This window comes from Streptomyces sp. NBC_00582, from assembly GCF_036345155.1.
GTDB lineage: Bacteria > Actinomycetota > Actinomycetes > Streptomycetales > Streptomycetaceae > Streptomyces.
This window is the reverse complement of record NZ_CP107772.1, coordinates 2,883,203-2,900,831: the sequence shown is the minus strand read 5'-3', so window position 1 is coordinate 2,900,831 and position 17,629 is coordinate 2,883,203. Positions and strand designations below refer to the sequence as shown.

The window sequence follows — 17,629 nt, the reverse complement described above, 5'->3', positions numbered from 1 at the left end:
CGGCCCGAGGCCGCGGGTCAGGCCTCTCCGGCCCTCTCCCGGGGCCAGTGCGTCAAAGCCATGTGCAGGGCGTCGACCGCCTTCTCCCAGGACCGCTGTACGTCCCGGGGCGCGCCGAACGACCCGCCGGCCTCCAGCGCGCAGTACCCGTGGAACGTGCTGCGCAGCAGGCGGACGGCGTCGGTGAGGTCGGGTTCGGTGAGGCCGTAGGCGCGGAGCATGCCGTGGGTGATCTCGGCGGTGCGGCGCATCGCGGCGGAGTCGACGGCGATGTCCTGGTCGATACGGATCTGCCCGGCCGCGTACCGCCCCGGGTGCTGGAGGGCGTACGCGCGGTAGGCCCCGGCGAAGGCGGCGAGCGCGTCCTTGCCGGCGAGCCCGGCGACGGCCGGCGCGATCCGGTCGATCATCTCGCCGCCGACGAACAGCGCGAGCCGCGTCCGCAGGTCCTTGAGGTTCTTGACGTGGGAGTACAGGCTCGCGTCCTTCACGCCGAAGCGCCGGGCCAGCGCCGAGATGGTGACGCCGTCGGAGCCCACCTCGTCGGCCAGTTCGGCGGCGGCCGCGACCAGACGGTCGGCGGTGAGGCCGGCTCGGGGCATGGGGGACCGCCTTGGATGCTCGGGCCTGGACAGTTCGGGGGAAATCCTAAGGGGACCGGCGCATCCTCCCGAGGCCGCGACGGCCCGCCGCCGGGACCGGGACCGGTCAGGTGTGCGGATGGAGTCCGTTCGGCAGTGCGGTGTACGCCGGCTTCGCCGCGTAGCTCTCGGTGTACGGCGGCGCCGCCCGGTATCCGCTGAACGTGCCCGGCGCCCACGAACTGGGTCGCCGCCGGCGGACGTAAGGTTGCCGGGGAACCGGCCGGGGAGGGGGACGCGTGGTCCACCGGGGGTTGCGCGGTGGCCGCTCACGGCGGACCGCTTCGGGCAGCGGCGGCCGACCTGTCTGCGCACGGTGACCTGCGTGCGGTGGGCGCCGAGGCGCCCCACCGCCCACGCGGCGGTCGGCACGACGGCCCCCGGCGCCGCGCCCTCGGCCTGTGCCGTCGTCATGCCGTCCGCCCTCTCAGCCCTGGTAGGGGTGGACGCGCCGCGCTTCCCGCAACGCCCGCCCCCACCAGATGAGTTGACCGAGCATGCCCTTGGCGGCGCCCTCGCAGACCGCTGCGTCTCGGGGGCGGCCGTCCTCACCGAGCCCGGACCACGGGCCGTGCAGACTGACCGCGTCGCGGACGGTCATGGCCTGCAACTCGGCGAAGACCAGCCGCAGTTGCTCCACCGCCCGGACTCCGCCGGCCAGTCCGCCGTACGACACGAAACCGACCGGCTTGGCCTGCCACTGCGGGTGGTGCCAGTCGATGAAGTTCTTCAGCGCGGCCGGGAAGCTGTGGTTGTACTCGGGCGTGACGACGACGAAGGCGTCGGCGGCGGCCAGCCGCGGTGACACGTCCGCGAGCGCGGCCGCCGCCTCGGGGCTCGGTGCTCCGCCCCAGCCGGGCATGACCAGGGGCAGATCCACGTCCGCGAGATCGATGACGTCCAGGTCCAGGCCGTCGTGGCCGACGGCGGTGCCGAGGAACCACTCGGCCACACCGCGGCCCTGACGGCCCTCGCGGACACTCCCGACGACGACGGCGACCCGCAAGGGGTGCGCGTCCTCGGTGGCGACGGTGCCGGCATCTGCGACGGTGGTCATGGGCATGGGTGTTCCCCTTCTCGGTCCACGAAGTACAACGATCGTTGTTAAAGTACAACGCTCGTTGTAGAAATTACAACGCTCGTTGTCATTCGGCGGGGGGTGAGTGAGGATGGGGCGGGAGAGGACGTGAGGAGACACGGTGGGCAGCACCAACGACGCCTGGATGGCGGAGGCGCGACTGGACCAGTCGCCCCGCAAGCTTCAGAAGCGGGTCGCGATGGCGGGCGCGGCCTGCGCGGTCTTCGGACGGGAGGGGTACGCGCGCGCCTCGGTCGACACGCTCGCCGCCGAGGCCGGGGTGTCGACCCGCACGCTCTACAACCACTTCCCCGGCGGCAAGGCCCAGCTGTTCCGTACCGTCGTCACCTGGACCTCCGGCGAGGTCAAGGACGCCCAGATCGCCCGGCTGCACGCGGTACTGGCCCCCGGACGGCCGCCCCGCCCGGAGGACCTGGAACGTGACCTCGTCGCACTCGCCCGCGGTTTCGTCGGACTCATGGAGGACTACCCGAACCACTACGCGCTGGTCCGGCACATCCACGCCGAGGCCGACCACGTGCCGCCGGAGGTGCTCCAGGCCTGGCGGGACGCCGGCCCGCGACCGGCCGACGAGGCGCTCGCCGAGGCGTTCGCGGGCCTGGCCGAGGCCGGCCTGCTCGACCTGCGCGGCGACGCGCCCCTCGCCGCCGCGCACTTCATGGCCCTGATCTCGCACACCCTCACCCAGCAGTCCCACTACGGAGTGCTGCCCCTGCCCCCGCAGGAGAGGGAACGCCTGATCACCGGCGGTGTCGCGGTGTTCGTCCGGGCCTACCGGACGCCCTGAGCCCGCCCGTCAGCCGTTCACCCCGGTGTACTTCCCGAGGCTCCACCGCCACAGCAGCCGGGAGCCCAGGTACGCCAGGACGCCCAGCAGGGGGGAGGCCGTCGCCAGCCAGTGGGGGACGCCGGTGCCGTGGCCGGTGAGGACGGCGGCCGGGAAGTAGGCGACGAACGCGAGCGGAAGGCCGTAGGTCAGCAGACCCCCGACCGCCCGGGGCAGCACGTTCAGCGGATAGCTGCCGAAGGTGCCGAGGAGTTCCTCCAGCCAACCGCTCCAGTAGTCGGCGGCCGGGAAACGCAGCGCGGCGCAGGCCACCGCCGTGAACAACGCCGCCTCCAGCAGCATGCCGCCCACGACCGCGGCGACCAGATACGAGATCCGGCCCGCCGTCCAGTCCAGATGACTGCGGCCGAGCGCGCCCGCCATCAGGCCCGTCGCCACCGTCAGATCGCCGATCGCGTTGGTCGGGAAGTAGGCGAGCTGGACCTGGCGGTGCACCGGCATGGGGCGCAGCAGATAGACGTCGATCTTCCCTTCCTGGATCTGCCGCCCGATGAAGTGCACCCGTCCCAACAGCAGCACCATCAGCCCGTGCGCGAGCATCCGGATCGCCGGGATCAGCAGCACCTCCGAGCTGTCCCAGCCGCCCATTCCGGTGAACCGGGACAGCAGCACGGTCGCGAACACGATCACCGACACCTGCCAGATCGCGCCGATCGCGATGTTCAGCAGGAACTCGGCCCGGTACTCCATCGAGGAACGGATGTTGAGCAGCGTGATGCGCCACGCGATCCGCAGGGCCTTCACCGACACCTCAGCCTCCCTGCGAGATCACACGCCGCGCGGCCTGCCGCCACACCCACCGGGTGAACAGCGCCAGCGCCAGCGCCCAGCCGGCCTGCACGGCCAACTGGGCCGCGGCTTCGGACAGTCGCACCCGGCCGATGTAGATCGACAGCGGAACGTTCAGCGTCGCCTGGAACGGCAGGAAACCGCTCAGCCGGATGAACCAGTCCGGGAAGAACCACAGCGGCGCGTACACCCCGGACAGCAGGTTCTGCGCGAAGATCAGGATCAGCATCGCCGAGTTGTTGCGGATGGTGAAGAAGCAGAGCTGGTCCAGGAGGAGCATCACGTAGTACAGCACCAACTGGCCGAGCAGCAGACTGACCGCGAACACCCCGGCCACGGCGGCCGACTTCGGCGGGTCGATCACCCCGGCCGCCAGACACACCGCGAATCCGGCCAGCGCCCACGCGAAGCCGTACACCTGCTCCCCGAACGCGCGCAGGGCGTAGTAGCGCGAGGGCGGCAGCGGCCGCAGGTACCAGTAGACGATGGTGCCGTAGTGCATGTGCTGGATCACCGTGTCCCGGCCGGCGGACTGGTCCAACTGCCGGATACGGGACGCCAGTACGGCCAGGACGGCGTATGTGACCGCCTGCCCCTCGTCGAGTCCGGCGGTGGTGCCGGTGCGCGCGTACAGGCCGTGCCACAGCGAGGCCACCAGCACCACCTGCACGGTCAGCCGGAGCAGCACCGCCGTCATCCGGGGCGGGGCGTGCAGCTCGCCCAGCGGGGTGACGCGGGCCGCGCGCCAGGCGGGCACGGTCGCCGTCACGCCGCGTCCGCGTGGATGTAGGCGGCCCGCATCACGTCCTCCAGATCGGCCTCGTCCAGCGCGATGTCCGACACCTCGTACCGCTCGATGACCGACTTCAGCGCCTGGTGCACGGTCGGCGCGGCCGACCCGTCCGGACCGAACACCACCCGGGCGCCCTCCCGGCGGACCACCGCGATCCCCGGCAGGGCGGCGACCTCGGCGTGCGGATCGGCGAGCGTCGCCCGCACCTGCCAGGTGGAGCCGAACGTGCGGCGGATCTCGTCGAGCGTGCCGTCGAGCACCAGCCGGCCGTGGTTGACCAGCACCACCCGCTCGGCGAGCCGCTCGACCTCCGTCATGTCGTGCGTGGTCAACAGGACCGTACGGCCCCGCTGTTCGACCTGGTGCCGGAGGAACTCCCGGACCTGCTCCTTGACCACCACGTCCATGCCGATGGTGGGTTCGTCGAGGAACACGACGGGTGGATCGTGCAGCAGCGCGGCCGCCAGATCGCAGCGCACCCGCTGGCCGAGGGAGAGATGCCGGACCCGGGTGTCCCAGAACGAGGACAGCGCCAGCAGGTCGTCGAACTCCGCGAGCCGGGCGCTGTGTTCGGCCTTCGGCACCTCGTAGATGTCCCGGAGGATCGAGAACGACTCGCGCACCGGCAGATCCCACCACAACTGGGTGCGCTGCCCGAACACCGCGCCGATGTTCCGGGCGTTGCGCTCCCGGTCCTCGTACGGCACGACCCCCGCGACCCGGGCCTCGCCGGAGGTGGGGGTGAGGATGCCGGTGAGCATCTTGATGGTGGTCGACTTGCCGGCGCCGTTCGGGCCGAGCAGGGCGAGGAGTTCGCCCGAGTCCACGTCGAAGGTGATGTCGCTGACCGCGTGTTTGGCCACCCGCTCCGGGTTGACCAGGGAACGCAGGGCTCCGGCGAAGCCGGGTCGGCGGACGGTGGTGTGGAAGGTGCGGGACAGACCGCGCACCTGGATGGTGCCGCTCACTCGTTCAACCTCCAGTGAAGCGCGGCCGGCCGACGGGGCTGGCACGGCCGCGGGAGAGGTCCTCACATTGTCCGAATGTCGATCAAATGGTCAATCGGTTAATCGGCCGCCGTCCGTCGGCCGACGGTCACCCGGTGGTCGTGAACACGAACGAGAACTCGGCCGGGGCGGCGTTCAGGAAGTACTGCGGCAGCGGGCCCGGTCCGCACGACTGTGAGCCGAGGCCGTGCTGGCCGTGGTCGAGGTTGACCCAGACCGTGTCGCCCGGCGTGAGATCGGTGCGGTGACGGGCGGCGTCCAGGTGCTCGCTGGTCCAGCGCCGGGCGGTGAACCAGAACTCCGGGGCGCCCTCGACGCGCAGTCCGCCGAGCTCCGCCCAGCGGACGTCGGCGCGGGCGCCGTTCTCCTGCGGACGGACGTAGGGAGTCTGCATACGATCCACCGTCGACTGCCAACGGCCCACCGCCGACGCCATCCTGCTGTCCGGATACGCCTCCCCGGGCCCACCGCCGTACCAGGTCACCGCGTCCGCCTCGGCCAGTCCGAAGCGCACGCCGAGCCGGGGCAGGGGCACGGTCCAGTCGCCTTCGGGGGTGACGGAGACGGTCAGCTGTACGCGATCGCCGTCGGACCGCCATGTGTATACCGTCGACAGTCCCACCTCGCGGGCCGCCGGAGCCACCCGCGTCCGTACCGTCAGCGTGTCCGCCCCGAGCTCCACCGCGTCGAGGCGGTGCCGCATCCGGTGCAGGCCCACCTCGCGCCAGAGCACGCCGTGGCGGAGGTGCGACTGCCAGTCCGCGCCGTCGTCGTTGTCGGTGGTGGCCCGCCACACGTCCAGCCGCAGACCGGTGACCTCCACCGGGCCGATGGCGCGCAGCGCGCCCGTGCGGGCGTCGAAGGAGGCCGGGCCCAGGGTGATCAGCCGTCCCTCGGCGACCGGGCCGACGGTGGCCGCGACGGACGGTACGGCACGGGGCGCGAGGGGGATCTGACCCCACGCCACCCCATGGCCGGCGGAGGACCAGGCGGTGTCCTCGGCGAGCACGGCACGGACCGTCCAGCCCGTCTCCGCGCCGGCCGGGACGTCCGCCGGGGGCGGGGGCAGCTTCACGTCCGCGGACTCGCCCGCCGCGAGCGCGGGCGCGGGCAGCGTCCCCGACGCGACGGTCTCGCCGTCGGCCTCGAACGACCAGGTGAAGGCCAGCGCCGACAGGTCGGCGAAGTCCTGCTTGTTGGTGACGCGGACGGTGCCGTCGCCGGAGCCCTCGATGCCGACCGGCTCGATCACCTTCTTGAACTCGGTGAGGCCGGGGGAGGGGGTCCGGTCGGGCAGGAGCAGGCCGTCGCAGACGAAGTTCCCGTCGTGCAGTTCCTCGCCGAAGTCGCCGCCGTAGGCGTGGCCCAGCGTGGGGTGCTCGATGCCGTGGTCGATCCACTCCCAGACGAAGCCGCCCTGGACGCGGTCGTACCCCTCGAAGATCCGCTGGTAGTCGGCGAGTCCGCCCGGGCCGTTGCCCATGGCGTGGGCGTACTCGCACAGGATGAAGGGGAGCCGGCGCCGCCTGAGGGTGCCGCCGTCCAGTGCGCGGCCGATCCGCTCGACCTCCTCGTGGGAGGCGTACATACGGGAGTACACGTCGGTGTCGCGGCAGCTCCAGTCGCCCTCGTAGTGCACGAGGCGTGAGGTGTCGCGGGTGTGGATCCACTCGGCCATCGCGGTCAGTCCGCGGCCGGTGCCGGCCTCGTTGCCGAGGGACCAGATCACCACCGACGGGTGGTTCTTGTCGCGTTCGACCATGCGGGCGGCGCGGTCCAGCAGGGCCGGCGTCCAGCGGTCGTCGTCGACGGGGTTGTCCCGCCAGTCCTGCTCGACGAAGCCGTGGGTCTCCAGGTCGCACTCGTCGATCACCCACAGCCCGTACTCGTCGCACAGGTCGAGGAAGGCGGGGTGGGGCGGGTAGTGCGAGGTGCGGACGGCGTTGACGTTGTGCCGCTTCATCAGCAGCACGTCCTCGCGCATCGTCTCCAGGTCCAGGGCGCGGCCCCGCCGCGGATGCCACTCGTGCCGGTTGACGCCCTTGAAGAGGACGGGCCTGCCGTTGACCTTGATCAGTCCGTCGGACAGCTCCACCGTGCGGAAGCCGATCCGCAGCGGCACCCGCTCGCCCCCGGTCGTGAGGACACCGTCGTACAGCCGGGGCGTCTCCGCGGTCCACGGCCGGACCGGGACGGTGACCGGCTCCCCGGTCGCGACATCGATGTCGAGAGCGGGCACGGTCACGCGCCCGTCGACGTCGGAGTCGACGCGCAGGGTGCCCTCGCCCGTGACGTGGTCGTAGGAGGCGTGCACGAAGAAGTCGAGCGCGCCGCCCTCCGGCCGGTGCAGCAGGGTCACCTCACGGAAGATGCCCGGCAGCCACCACTGGTCCTGGTCCTCCAGGTAGGAGCCCGCCGACCACTGATGGACCCGCACCGCCAGCACGTTGTCCACAGTCTTCAGCAGATGGCCGACCGCGAACTCGTGCGCCAGCCGCGACCCCTTGAACTCGCCGAGTTCCGTCCCGTTCAGCCATACCCGGGCGCAGGACTCGACCCCGTCGAACCGCAGGACGGCCCCGCCCTCCGACAGCTCGGGCCAGTCCGCCGGCAGGTCGAAGACCCGCAGATGGTCGCCGGTCGGGTTCTCGGTCGGCACCCGGGGCGGGTCGACCGGGAACGGATAGAGGTGGTTGGTGTAGATCGGCGCACCGAAGGCGCCCTCGCCCTGAAGGACCCAGTGGCCGGGGACCGTGACCTCGGCCCAGTCCCCGGCGTCGTACCCCTCCTCGGCGAACGAGTCGTCCTCGGCGTCCGCCGTCGGGGACAGCCGGAAACGCCACCTGCCGTCGAGCGAGAGCGACCTCGCGTCCGAGGACGCGTACCAGGCGCGGGGCGCGAGCGCCCCGCTGCCCGGCGACACGTCCTCGACGTAGTCGACGGCCGTCGTCCTGTCGGTGGTGCCGGTGGTGCCGGTCGTGCCGGTGGTGCGGAGGGACATCTGTCTCCTAGCTCAGCCCTTGATGCCGGTCTGCGCGATCCCCTGCACCAGCCAGCGCTGGAGGAACAGGAAGACGAGCAGCAGGGGCAGGATGGAAATGGCGGTGGCCATGAAGATCAGGTGGTAGTTGACGGTCTGGTTCGTCATGTACGACGACAGCGCGACCTGCACGGTCCAGGCGCTCGGGTCCTGGCCGATCACCAGGGGCCACAGGAAGGAGTTCCATCCGTTGATGAAGGTGATCGTCGCGATCGCGGCGAAGAAGTTCAGCGAGTTCGGTACGACGACGCGCCAGTACGCGCCCCAGTAACCGAGCCCGTCCACCCGTGCCGCCTCCTCCAGCTCCTTGGGGAACCCCAGGAAGTACTGCCGGAAGAGGAAGCAGGTGAAACCACTGAAGAGGCCCGGGACGATGAGACCTCGGTAGCTGTCGACCCAGCCGAGGGACGACACCAGCACGAAGCTGGGGACGAAGGTGACGGCCGTCGGCACCATCAGGGTGACCAGCACGGCGTAGAAGACCTTGTTGGCGTGCCGGTACGGGATGCGCGCGAGGCCATAGCCGGCGAGCGAGCACACCAGGAGGATGCCCGTGGTGTGCAGGACGGCGACGACCACGGAGTTCCACATGGCGTGGGCGAAGTCGACCGTGACGTCGTCGAACGGCTCGGTGATGTTGCCCCACTGGATGTCGGTGGGGAACCACTTCCAGTTCTCGCCCGTGATCTCCCGGTCCGTCATCAGGGCGTTGCGGATGATCAGATAGAACGGGATCAGGAAGAGCAGCCCGGCGATGCCGGTCGCGACGTACAGGCCGGTGTTGCCGATGACTCCGCCGCCACGCCTGGCCTTGACCGGCGCGGTGGTCTCCTTGAAGTCGGGTGCGGTGGTGCTCACTTGGACTCCTCACCCCTTCCGAAGCCCATGAACTTGCCCTGCAACAGCGTGACGACGCAGATGAGCAGGGTCAGGACGACGGCGCCCGCGCTGCCCGCGCCGTAGTTCTGGTTCTCGCCCAGCGCCATCTTGTACAGCTCGACCAGCGGTGGCTGGCCCCAGGTGGTCTTGGAGAGGAGGTTGTAGAACTCGTCGAATGCCTGGTAGGCGGCGATGAGCAGGAGCAGGATCACCGCGGTGGAGGTGGCCCGCAGCTGGGGCAGGGTGATGTACCGGAAGGTCTGCCAGCCCGGCTTGGCGCCGTCGATGGCGGCCGCCTCGTACAGCTCCTGCGGGATGTTCTGCAGCGCCGCGAGGAACAGGATCATGTAGAAGCCGGACTGGAGCCACAGCCGGACGGTCACGATGACCAGCCAGTACCAGGGCGGATCGGGGTTGGCGAGCCAGGCGATGTTCTCGACGCCGAACCAGCCGAGCACCGTGTTGGCCAGACCGAAGCGGACGCCGTTGAAGATGGACATCTTCCAGATCAGCGAGGCGGCGACATAGCTGCACGCGGTCGGCAGGAAGAACACCGACCGGAAGAACGCCCGCATGAACCGCAGCCGGTTGACCAGCAGCGCCAGGCCCAGCGAGAGGGCCCAGGTGGCGGGGACGATGAACGCGGCGAACACGGTGAAGGTGACGAGGGAGTTGCGGAAGTCCGTGTCGGTGAGGATCTGCTTGTAGTTGGCGAAGCCGACGAACTCGCTCGGCGTGACCGTGAAGCGTGCCTCGAAGAAGCTGAGGTACATGCTCCAGACGATCGGCACGAAGACGAAGATCACCAGGCCGATCAGGAACGGCCCGGTGAAGAGCCAGAAGTTGAAGGTGCTGCTCGCCCGCAGGCCCCGCCGCGGCCGGGTCGTTGCGACCTCGGCCGGGGCGGGCTGGGCGACCTTGCGCGGGGTGGCGGTCGACATGGTCGTGATCCGTCCGGCGGCCTAACCGAACAGCTTCTTGAGCTCGGCGTCGACCTTCTTCTCGGCGGCGTCGAGCTGGGCCTTCGGGTCGCCGTTCTTACGGACGGAGTTGGCCATCACGTCGTTGATCGAGGAGATCATGGCCTGCGTCCAGCCGATGTTGTCGAAGTGGCCGAACTCGTTGAAGAGCTTCACGCCCTCGGCCGGGAGGCCGGACTTCAGCTTGGTCGCGGACTGGGCGATCGAGGTGCGCGGCGGGATGTGGAAGCCGTAGGAGGTGGCGAAGTCCTCCTGGTACTGCTTCTGCTCGATCCACAGCCACTTGACGTATTCCTTGGCCGCCTCGACGTTGTCGCCCTTGGCGTTGACGAACATCGACCAACCGCCGTTGGTGACCGACTGCTTGCCCGCGGAACCGACCTTCGGGAACGGGAAGATGCCGATGTCGTCGCCGAGCGCCTGCTGCATGGCCGGCATGGCCCACATGCCGCACCACTGGATCGCGGTCAGGCCCTGGGTGAACGCCGACGGGTCCCACCAGTCGGCGGGGGCGTCGAGGAGCAGGTTGCCGCTGGTGAACAGGCCACGCAGCTGCTTGAGGCCCTCGGCGACCGCGTCGGTGTTGAAGGCGACCTTGTGGTCCTCGGTGAGGGTGTCGGCGCCGGCCGACCAGATCAGCGGGCTCTGCACCGGGGTGAGGTCGTTGCCGAGGAAGGCGCCCTTGACCTTGCTGGTCTTGAGCTTGGCGGCGGCCTCGACCAGCTCCTCCAGCGTCTGCGGCACCTCGATCTTCGCCTTCTCGAACAGCGAGGGCCGGTAGAAGAAGAACTGCGGGTCGTCGATCATCCGGACCCCGTAGATCTTCCCGTCGACCGTGTGCGACTTGATGTCGGCCGGGTTGAAGTCGTCCTTGACCGGCTCGATGATGTCGGTCAGGTCGGCCACCTGACCGCTCTTGACGAGCTGGATCTGCGGGTGGAACTCGAAGACGTCGGGCGCGTTCTTGGTGAGCAGCGCGGCGAAGAGCTTCTGCTCGAACTGGGAGCCGGTGATCCACTGCGTGGTCACATTGGCGTCCTTGTAGGCCTTCGCGTAGCGCTTGACGGCCTGCTCGACACCCGCCTCGCCGTACGCGTGGAAGTACTGGACGAGGTTCTTGCCCGAGCCGCCGCTCCCGCCGCGCCCGTTGTTGCCGCCGCAGGCGGCCAGGGTTCCGGCCGCGGCCATACCCGCCGCGGCCCGGAACAGGGAACGGCGGGACCAGTTGCTGTTGCTCATTGCCGACATGCTGGACGTCCTTGTCTCGAAGTACGGCTACGGCTCTGCCGATCGGCGTCAGGTGGCTCAATTCCTGTCGCGGAGCGGGACGTTAACCTTCGGCTAAGGCTTCGGCAAGGGGTTGGACGAAGTCTGTTCGAAGCGTTGTGATCGGTTCGGGATCACGAACGGACGCCCTTGAGGGCACGCCGCAGCACGGGGTGTGGGGCGCCCGGGAACGGGTAACGCGGGCGTGGGAAAAGGGGGTTGAGGGCCGCCGGTGTCAGGGGCCGGCGGCCCTCGGCTCACGAGGCGGACGCGGTGCGGCTCCTGGCCGGGGCGGTGCGCTTGGTGCTCCGCTGCCCGACCGACTGCAGCGCCCCTTCGAGCGCGAACGTCGCCGCGCCCAGGCAGACCGGGTCGGTGGGGATCGGCGAGAGGACGATCCGGCTGGCGGCCAGCGGCCGTTTCAGCGCGTGCCGGGCGACGGCCCCCCGCACCTCCTCGAGGAGGGGCTCGCCGAGCCGGGCCGCGACCCAGCTGCTCAGCACGACCACCTCGGGATTGAGCACGTTGACCAGGACGGCGACGGCCGCGCCGAGGTATCGGGCCGTGTCCCGTACGACCTTGACGGCGTCCGGTTCCCCCGCGGTGACCCCGGCCGCCAGGGCGTCGATGGTCGCCGTCTGGTCGCCGGGGTGCAACAGAGCGCTCCGCGGGCTGAGTTCCCGCAGATTCTGCATGATCCCGAGCGCGCCGACGTAGGTCTCCACACAGCCGTGGTTGCCGCAGCGGCACAGCCGTCCGTCGAGCACGAGCGTGGTGTGCCCCCACTCGCCGGCGCTGTTGCTGACGCCCCGGTGCAGACCGCCGCCGAGGACGAGACCGGCGCCCACGCCCGTGCCGAGGTTCACCACGACCGCGTCGCCGTGTCCGCGCGCCGCCCCGAACCACAGCTCGGCGACCGCGCTGGCCCGCAGCGGATTGTCCAGGTACAGGGGATACGCGATGTGTTCGGAGAGCAGATCGAGCAACGGTACGTCGTGCCAGTCCCAGTTGGGCGCGTACTCGGCGATGCCGGTGTCCCGGTCCACCTGCCCCGGCACGCTCACCCCGACCCCGAGCACCCGCGCCGCGTCCACCCCGGCCTGCGCGACCACCGAGCCGACGGCCGCGGCGACATGGCCGACCACCTCTGCCGGGCGGCTCTCGCCGGGCGGTGTGTTCTCCTCGGCGCGGGCCAGCACGTTCAGCGCCAGGTCGAACAGCTCGACATGGACGTACGTCTCCGCGATGTCGACGCCGATCAACGCGCCCCCCGACGCGTTGACGGCCACGAGGCCCCGGGGGCGGCCGCCCGCCGAGTCCTCGAACCCGACCTCCGTGATCATACGGAGGTCGAGCAGCTCACCGACGAGGGTGGCGACCGTGGCGAGGGACAGCCCCGTGGCGGCGGCCAGCTCCTGCCGGGAGGTGGGCGAGGCGGCGATGATCTGGCGCAGCACCTCGTAGCGGTTCGCGGTGCGGATGTCCCGTGATGTGCCGCGCTTCATCGAGCTCCCTTCGCCCTCCGGCACCGAGGCCGGTAGCGGCGACGGCACCGGCGCGGCGACAGGCTATGGCGTGGCACGACGTTCGACAAGGGGTTAGGAAAGGGGCTTTATAAAGTCCCCCACGCCGTCGGGCGCGGTATGGCGCGTTCAGGTCCCCAGGACGTCCCGTACGAAGGCGTTGGCGAACTTCCCGGCGGGATCCAGCTCCCGTACGAGGGCCGCGAACTCCTCGACGCGGGGATACCGTTCGCGCAGCGCCGGGGCCGGGATCTCGAACACCTTTCCCCAGTGCGGCCGCGGGGAGAAAGGTTCCAGCGCGGCCTCCACCTGCCGCACCACCGGCAGTACGGCCGGCGTGTCGGCGATCCAGGTGAAGTGCACGGCGACCGTGTCGCGGCCGTGGGCGGGGCTGAGCCACTGGTCGTCGGCGGATACCGTCCGCACTTCGCAGGTCTGCAGGACACCGGCGACGGTCTCCCGGATCCCGTCGATTGCATACAGCATTTCGTCGGCCGCCGACCGCGGCAGCAGATACTCGCTCTGCAGCTCCTCCCCGCTGCTCGGCGTGAACTCCGCCCGGAAGTGCGGCAGCCGTTCGTGCCACGGCCCCGGCACGCCGAACTGCTCGGTGCAGTTGACCGCCGGCATCCCCGGCACCGGATGCAGGGCCTCGGTGGCGGGCGTGGCCCAGGGGAACGCGGCGAGGGGCTCGTCGGTGCGCCGCTTCAGCCACACCTGCCGAAAGCCCGGCGCACGCCAGTCGGTGAACAGGCTCACGCTGTACGCGGCCCCCGCCACCGTCTCGAAGTCCAGCCCGTCCAGGGGGAGTTCGGTGAACAGATGCTGTTCGACCTCGTAGGCGGGCTCCAGGTCCAGGGTGAGCGCGGTGACCACGCCGAGTGCGCCGAGAGAGGTCACCGCGCCGCCGAAGCGTGCGTCGTCGCGGCCGATCACGACGGTGGAGCCGTCCGCCGTGACGATCTCCACCTGCCGTACCGCCGAGGCGAGGGAGCCGTTGCGCACGCCGGAGCCGTGGGTGCCGGTGGCGACCGATCCGGCCACGGAGATGTGCGGGAGGGAGGCCATGTTCGGCAGGGCGAGTCCGTGCTCGTGCACCCGCCGGGCCAGGGCCGCGTACCGCACCCCGCCGCCGACCCGCACCGTGCGGGCGGCCGTGTCCACGTCGATCTCGGCCGGCAGGGCGTCCAGCGACACCAGCACGCCGTCGGCGCCCGGCTCGGCGATCCGGTTGAAGGAGTGCCCGCTGCCCAGCACCCGCACCCGCCCGCTGCCCGCCACGAGCGCGCGCAGCGCGTCGGGCGACTGCGGCCGGTGCAGCTCGCCGGCGGCGAAGACGATGTTCCCGGCCCAGTTCCGCCACGGCCTGCCCCCGGCCGGCCGACGGCGCGCCGCGGCGCCGTCCTGCCCGGCGCCGTCCTGCCCGGCGCCGTCCTGCCCGGCGCCGTCCTGGCCGGCCCCGTCCTGCCCGGTCTCGTCCTGCCCGGCCCCGTCCTGCCCGGTCTCGTCCTGGCCCGGCCCCTCCGTCACGGTCCCGCCCATACGACTGCCCGCCCTTTCGAGGTGATCGAGAACCCGGAATTCCCAGGTCGAACCTACCCTGCCCGCAACACGAGGCCCCCCGCCCCCACCCTCGTGGCGCCGGGGGCATACCGTGAGGAGTCGTACGCCTGAGCCGGGAGGAGAGACGGATGGGCAGCCGTACCGCGCTGGTCGAGGATCTGATGGAGCGGTTTCCGCATGTGCCGCGGGAGGCCGTCTTCAAGGAGGACCTGCTGCGCGGGGGAGTGGCCTTCGACGCCTCGGCCCTCAGCGACAACGAGTCGGGCGAGGTCAAGCCGAAGTCGTACTTCATCTTCTCCTTCGACCACGGCACCCTGCCCGAGCTGGGCGAGGCCGCGCTGCGCCGGCCGCCGGAGGAGATCATCCTGACCGGCGGGCCGTACGACCTCAGGCGCACGGTCGTGTCCGTGCGGGTGAACCCGGCCTCGCCGTACCGGGTGGCCGCCGACGACCAGGGGCTGCTCGGGCTCTACCTCGACGGCACGCGCATCGCGGACGTCGGTGTGCCGCCCATGCCGGAGTACTACCGGCACAAGCTCTCCAACGGGAAGTCGGTGATGGAGGTCGCCCCCACCATCCAGTGGGGCTATCTCATCTATCTGACGGTCTTCCGGGTGTGCCAGTACTTCGGCGCCAAGGAGGAGTGCCAGTACTGCGACATCAACCACAACTGGCGACAGCACAAGGCCGCCGGTCGACCGTATACAGGAGTCAAGGACGTCGAGGAGGTGCTGGAGGCCCTCGAGATCATCGACAGGTACGACACCGCGAAGGCGTCCACCGCCTACACCCTCACCGGCGGCGCCATCACCAAGACGGTCTCCGGGCGCGACGAGGCCGACTTCTACGGCCACTACGCCAAGGCCATCGAGGAGCGTTTCCCGGGCCGCTGGATCGGCAAGGTCGTGGCCCAGGCGCTGCCGCGCGACGACGTGCAGCGGTTCAAGGACTACGGCGTGCAGATCTACCACCCCAACTACGAGGTGTGGGACGAGTACCTCTTCAAGATGTACTGCCCGGGCAAGGAGCGTTACGTCGGCCGCGACGAGTGGCACCGGCGGATCCTCGACTCCGCCGAGGTGTTCGGCGCGCGCAACGTCATCCCCAACTTCGTGGCGGGCGTGGAGATGGCCGAGCCGTTCGGGTTCACCACCGTCGACGAGGCGATCGCGTCCACCACCGAGGGCCTGCGCTTCTTCATGTCGCAGGGCATCACGCCCCGCTTCACCACCTGGTGCCCGGAGCCGACCACCCCGCTCGGCAAGGCCAACCCGCAGGGCGCGCCGCTGGAGTACCACATCCGTCTGCTGGAGGCGTACCGCGCCACGATGGACGAGTTCGGGCTGTCCTCGCCCCCCGGTTACGGCCCGCCCGGACCCGGCCGCGCGGTGTTCTCCGTGAGTTCCTTCATGGACAGTCTTCCGGCGCAGGAGACGGCGGCCGTATAGTCCCGCCACCGCCGTTGAACACGGGGCGGTCCGCGTCCGTACTCCTGGGCGGAGTTGGGGCGCGGCCCACCTGTCAGGACGTCCTTACATGACATCTGAACAGGGCGCTTGTCAGTTGTGTGAGAAACGTGAAATCCTCGGTGTCTGCCGCGAGGTTCCCCCCAACTCCATTGCCGCCATGGTGAGTTGACCTCGCATTGCGATGCAGGAGACACATGCCCGACCTGCCGACCCCGAAGGACGCCGCGGAGGCCGCGCTGTTCTCCGAGTGCTGGGACGCCGTCCTGTCGTACGCGGACCTGTGCACGTCCGGCTCGACCGCGGCCAACCAGCTCGCCCGCGAGGCGTTCGCGCTGGGCATACACGAGGCCCGCGCCGCCGAGGACGGTACCGCACGCGGTGCGGGCCGTCGCTCCTCCCGGCTGCCCCGGATCCCCCTGCTGCTGACCGCCGTACGCAACACGGCGGCCGCCTGGGAGGCCGAGGGCCAGGGCCACAAACTCGACCCCGATCTGCGGCTGTGGCTCAACTCGGACAAGGCCTGGCGCTACTCGGGCCCGCCGCTGAGCCGCCCCATCGCCCTGCGCGGACTGCGCGACATGGGCGAGGCGGACGCCACCCTGCTGTGGCTCGCGGAGGTGGAGGCGCTTCCCCTGCGCTCCGTCGTCCGCCGCCAGGGCCTCGACCCGGACGCCTCCGTCGAGGAACTGAACGCGGTCCGCGGTCTGTTCCGCGACCGCTGCCACCGCAACCACCTCGACACGCCGATGAGCGCGGAGTGCCGCTCCTACGTCCGGCTGCTCGACGCCGTCACCCGCTCGCCCGGCGCCGACACGCCCGACGACCTGTCCCGGCACCTCGCCACCTGCGTGGAGTGCGCCGAGGCCGCCGCCTGTCTGCGGCTGCACGGCGGCGGACTGCCCGCCGCGCTGGCCGGCGGCGTCATCGGCTGGGGCGGTCTCGCCTACCTGGAGCGCCGCCGGCGTGCCGCCGAGGTCCGCCTGGGCGCGGGCGGGCGGCCCGACGTGCCGGACGCGGAGGGTCAGGCGGAGCGGGCCGCGGCCCACCGGGCGCGGCTGAGGCGCCACGGGCTGCTCGCCGCCGCCGTCCTGGTCTCCGGGCTCGCGCTCGCCGCGTCGCTGATGCCGTTCGGCGGCGACGGCGGCACGGGCACCGGCGCGCAGAACCTCCCCACGGACAGCAGCCCGGTGGCCGGCCCCGGCTCCGGCGTGCCGTCCTCCGCCGCGCCCAAGACCTCGACCTCGGCCCAGCCGTCGTCGGCGTCCCCGGCGCCGTCCGGCAGCGACACGCCGGGCACCGGCGCGAACGGCGACGAGAAGCCCGACCCCGAACCCCAGGGCACCTCCTCGTCCACCGCCGGCACCGGCGGCGGCGACAGCGGGCACGCGACGGTCTGCGAGGTCCGCTACGAGCTCGTCAACCAGTGGCCCGACGGCTTCCAGGCCAGCGTGACGTTCACCTCGCCCACCGCCCTGGAGTCCTGGCGGGTCGCCTGGTCCTTCGAGGACGGGCAGCACGTCGACCAGATGTGGGACGCGAGCGTCGCCCAGCGGGGCTCCCGCGTCACCGCGACCGCCGCCGACTACAACCGCTCCGTCACCGCCGGCTCCACCGTCACCTTCGGTTTCCTCGCCTCCTGGCAGGACACCAACACGGCACCGTCCGGCTTCACGCTCAACGGTCAGGAGTGCGCGGGCTCCTGAGCGCCCGTCCGCGGGAAAAACAAGTGGCGT

At 70.9% G+C, this 17,629-nt stretch carries 14 protein-coding genes; 3 read left to right on the top strand and 11 right to left on the bottom strand.

Features of this window, described 5'->3' with window-relative positions; translation table 11 throughout:
- Positions 1 to 17: 17 nt before the first annotated feature.
- Entirely contained in the window at positions 18 to 602 is a 585-nt protein-coding gene (locus tag OG852_RS12545; RefSeq protein ID WP_330347965.1) for a TetR/AcrR family transcriptional regulator, read from the bottom strand.
- 466 nt (positions 603 to 1,068) lie between these two features.
- Positions 1,069 to 1,704, bottom strand: a complete 636-nt coding sequence (locus tag OG852_RS12540) for an NADPH-dependent FMN reductase (RefSeq protein ID WP_208117233.1) — start codon at positions 1,702 to 1,704, stop codon at positions 1,069 to 1,071.
- Positions 1,705 to 1,840: 136 nt separating this feature from the next.
- Here OG852_RS12540 and OG852_RS12535 point away from each other — a divergent pair, with 136 nt between their 5' ends.
- Positions 1,841 to 2,527 (top strand): TetR/AcrR family transcriptional regulator, encoded by a 687-nt coding sequence (locus OG852_RS12535; RefSeq protein WP_133914508.1) that lies wholly within the window; start codon positions 1,841 to 1,843, stop codon positions 2,525 to 2,527.
- 9 nt (positions 2,528 to 2,536) lie between these two features.
- On the opposite strand, the gene OG852_RS12530 is transcribed toward OG852_RS12535, so the two are convergent.
- The 9 genes from OG852_RS12530 to OG852_RS12490 all read right to left on the bottom strand — a co-directional run bounded on the left by OG852_RS12530 (position 2,537) and on the right by OG852_RS12490 (position 14,406).
- Positions 2,537 to 3,331, bottom strand: coding sequence for an ABC transporter permease (locus OG852_RS12530; protein ID WP_330351439.1), 795 nt, complete (start codon positions 3,329 to 3,331; stop codon positions 2,537 to 2,539).
- 7 nt (positions 3,332 to 3,338) lie between these two features.
- On the bottom strand, positions 3,339 to 4,073 hold the full coding sequence (locus tag OG852_RS12525) for an ABC transporter permease (RefSeq protein WP_133914696.1): 735 nt from the start codon (positions 4,071 to 4,073) through the stop codon (positions 3,339 to 3,341).
- 68 nt (positions 4,074 to 4,141) lie between these two features.
- Entirely contained in the window at positions 4,142 to 5,137 is a 996-nt protein-coding gene (locus OG852_RS12520) for an ABC transporter ATP-binding protein (protein ID WP_133914507.1), read from the bottom strand.
- A gap of 127 nt (positions 5,138 to 5,264) precedes the next feature.
- Entirely contained in the window at positions 5,265 to 8,177 is a 2,913-nt protein-coding gene (locus OG852_RS12515) for a glycoside hydrolase family 2 TIM barrel-domain containing protein (protein ID WP_330347964.1), read from the bottom strand.
- A gap of 12 nt (positions 8,178 to 8,189) precedes the next feature.
- The gene (locus OG852_RS12510; protein WP_133914505.1) at positions 8,190 to 9,074 is read right to left on the bottom strand and encodes a carbohydrate ABC transporter permease; all 885 of its coding nucleotides are present in this window, start codon (positions 9,072 to 9,074) and stop codon (positions 8,190 to 8,192) included.
- Positions 9,071 to 10,036, bottom strand: a complete 966-nt coding sequence (locus OG852_RS12505) for a carbohydrate ABC transporter permease (RefSeq protein WP_133914504.1) — start codon at positions 10,034 to 10,036, stop codon at positions 9,071 to 9,073. Before OG852_RS12505 ends, OG852_RS12510 begins: the two co-directional genes overlap by 4 nt.
- A 21-nt stretch (positions 10,037 to 10,057) precedes the next feature.
- Complete coding sequence (locus OG852_RS12500) at positions 10,058 to 11,323, bottom strand: ABC transporter substrate-binding protein (protein ID WP_133914503.1); 1,266 nt, start codon at positions 11,321 to 11,323, stop codon at positions 10,058 to 10,060.
- A 275-nt stretch (positions 11,324 to 11,598) separates the two neighbouring features.
- Complete coding sequence (locus tag OG852_RS12495; RefSeq protein ID WP_330347963.1) at positions 11,599 to 12,846, bottom strand: ROK family transcriptional regulator; 1,248 nt, start codon at positions 12,844 to 12,846, stop codon at positions 11,599 to 11,601.
- A gap of 147 nt (positions 12,847 to 12,993) precedes the next feature.
- Positions 12,994 to 14,406, bottom strand: coding sequence for an FAD-binding protein (locus OG852_RS12490; RefSeq protein WP_330347962.1), 1,413 nt, complete (start codon positions 14,404 to 14,406; stop codon positions 12,994 to 12,996).
- A gap of 149 nt (positions 14,407 to 14,555) precedes the next feature.
- Here OG852_RS12490 and OG852_RS12485 point away from each other — a divergent pair, with 149 nt between their 5' ends.
- Positions 14,556 to 15,875, top strand: coding sequence for a radical SAM protein (locus OG852_RS12485; RefSeq protein ID WP_330347961.1), 1,320 nt, complete (start codon positions 14,556 to 14,558; stop codon positions 15,873 to 15,875).
- A gap of 215 nt (positions 15,876 to 16,090) precedes the next feature.
- Positions 16,091 to 17,599: a cellulose binding domain-containing protein gene (locus OG852_RS12480; RefSeq protein ID WP_133914499.1), complete on the top strand. Its 1,509-nt coding sequence runs from the start codon at positions 16,091 to 16,093 to the stop codon at positions 17,597 to 17,599.
- Positions 17,600 to 17,629 lie beyond the last annotated feature (30 nt).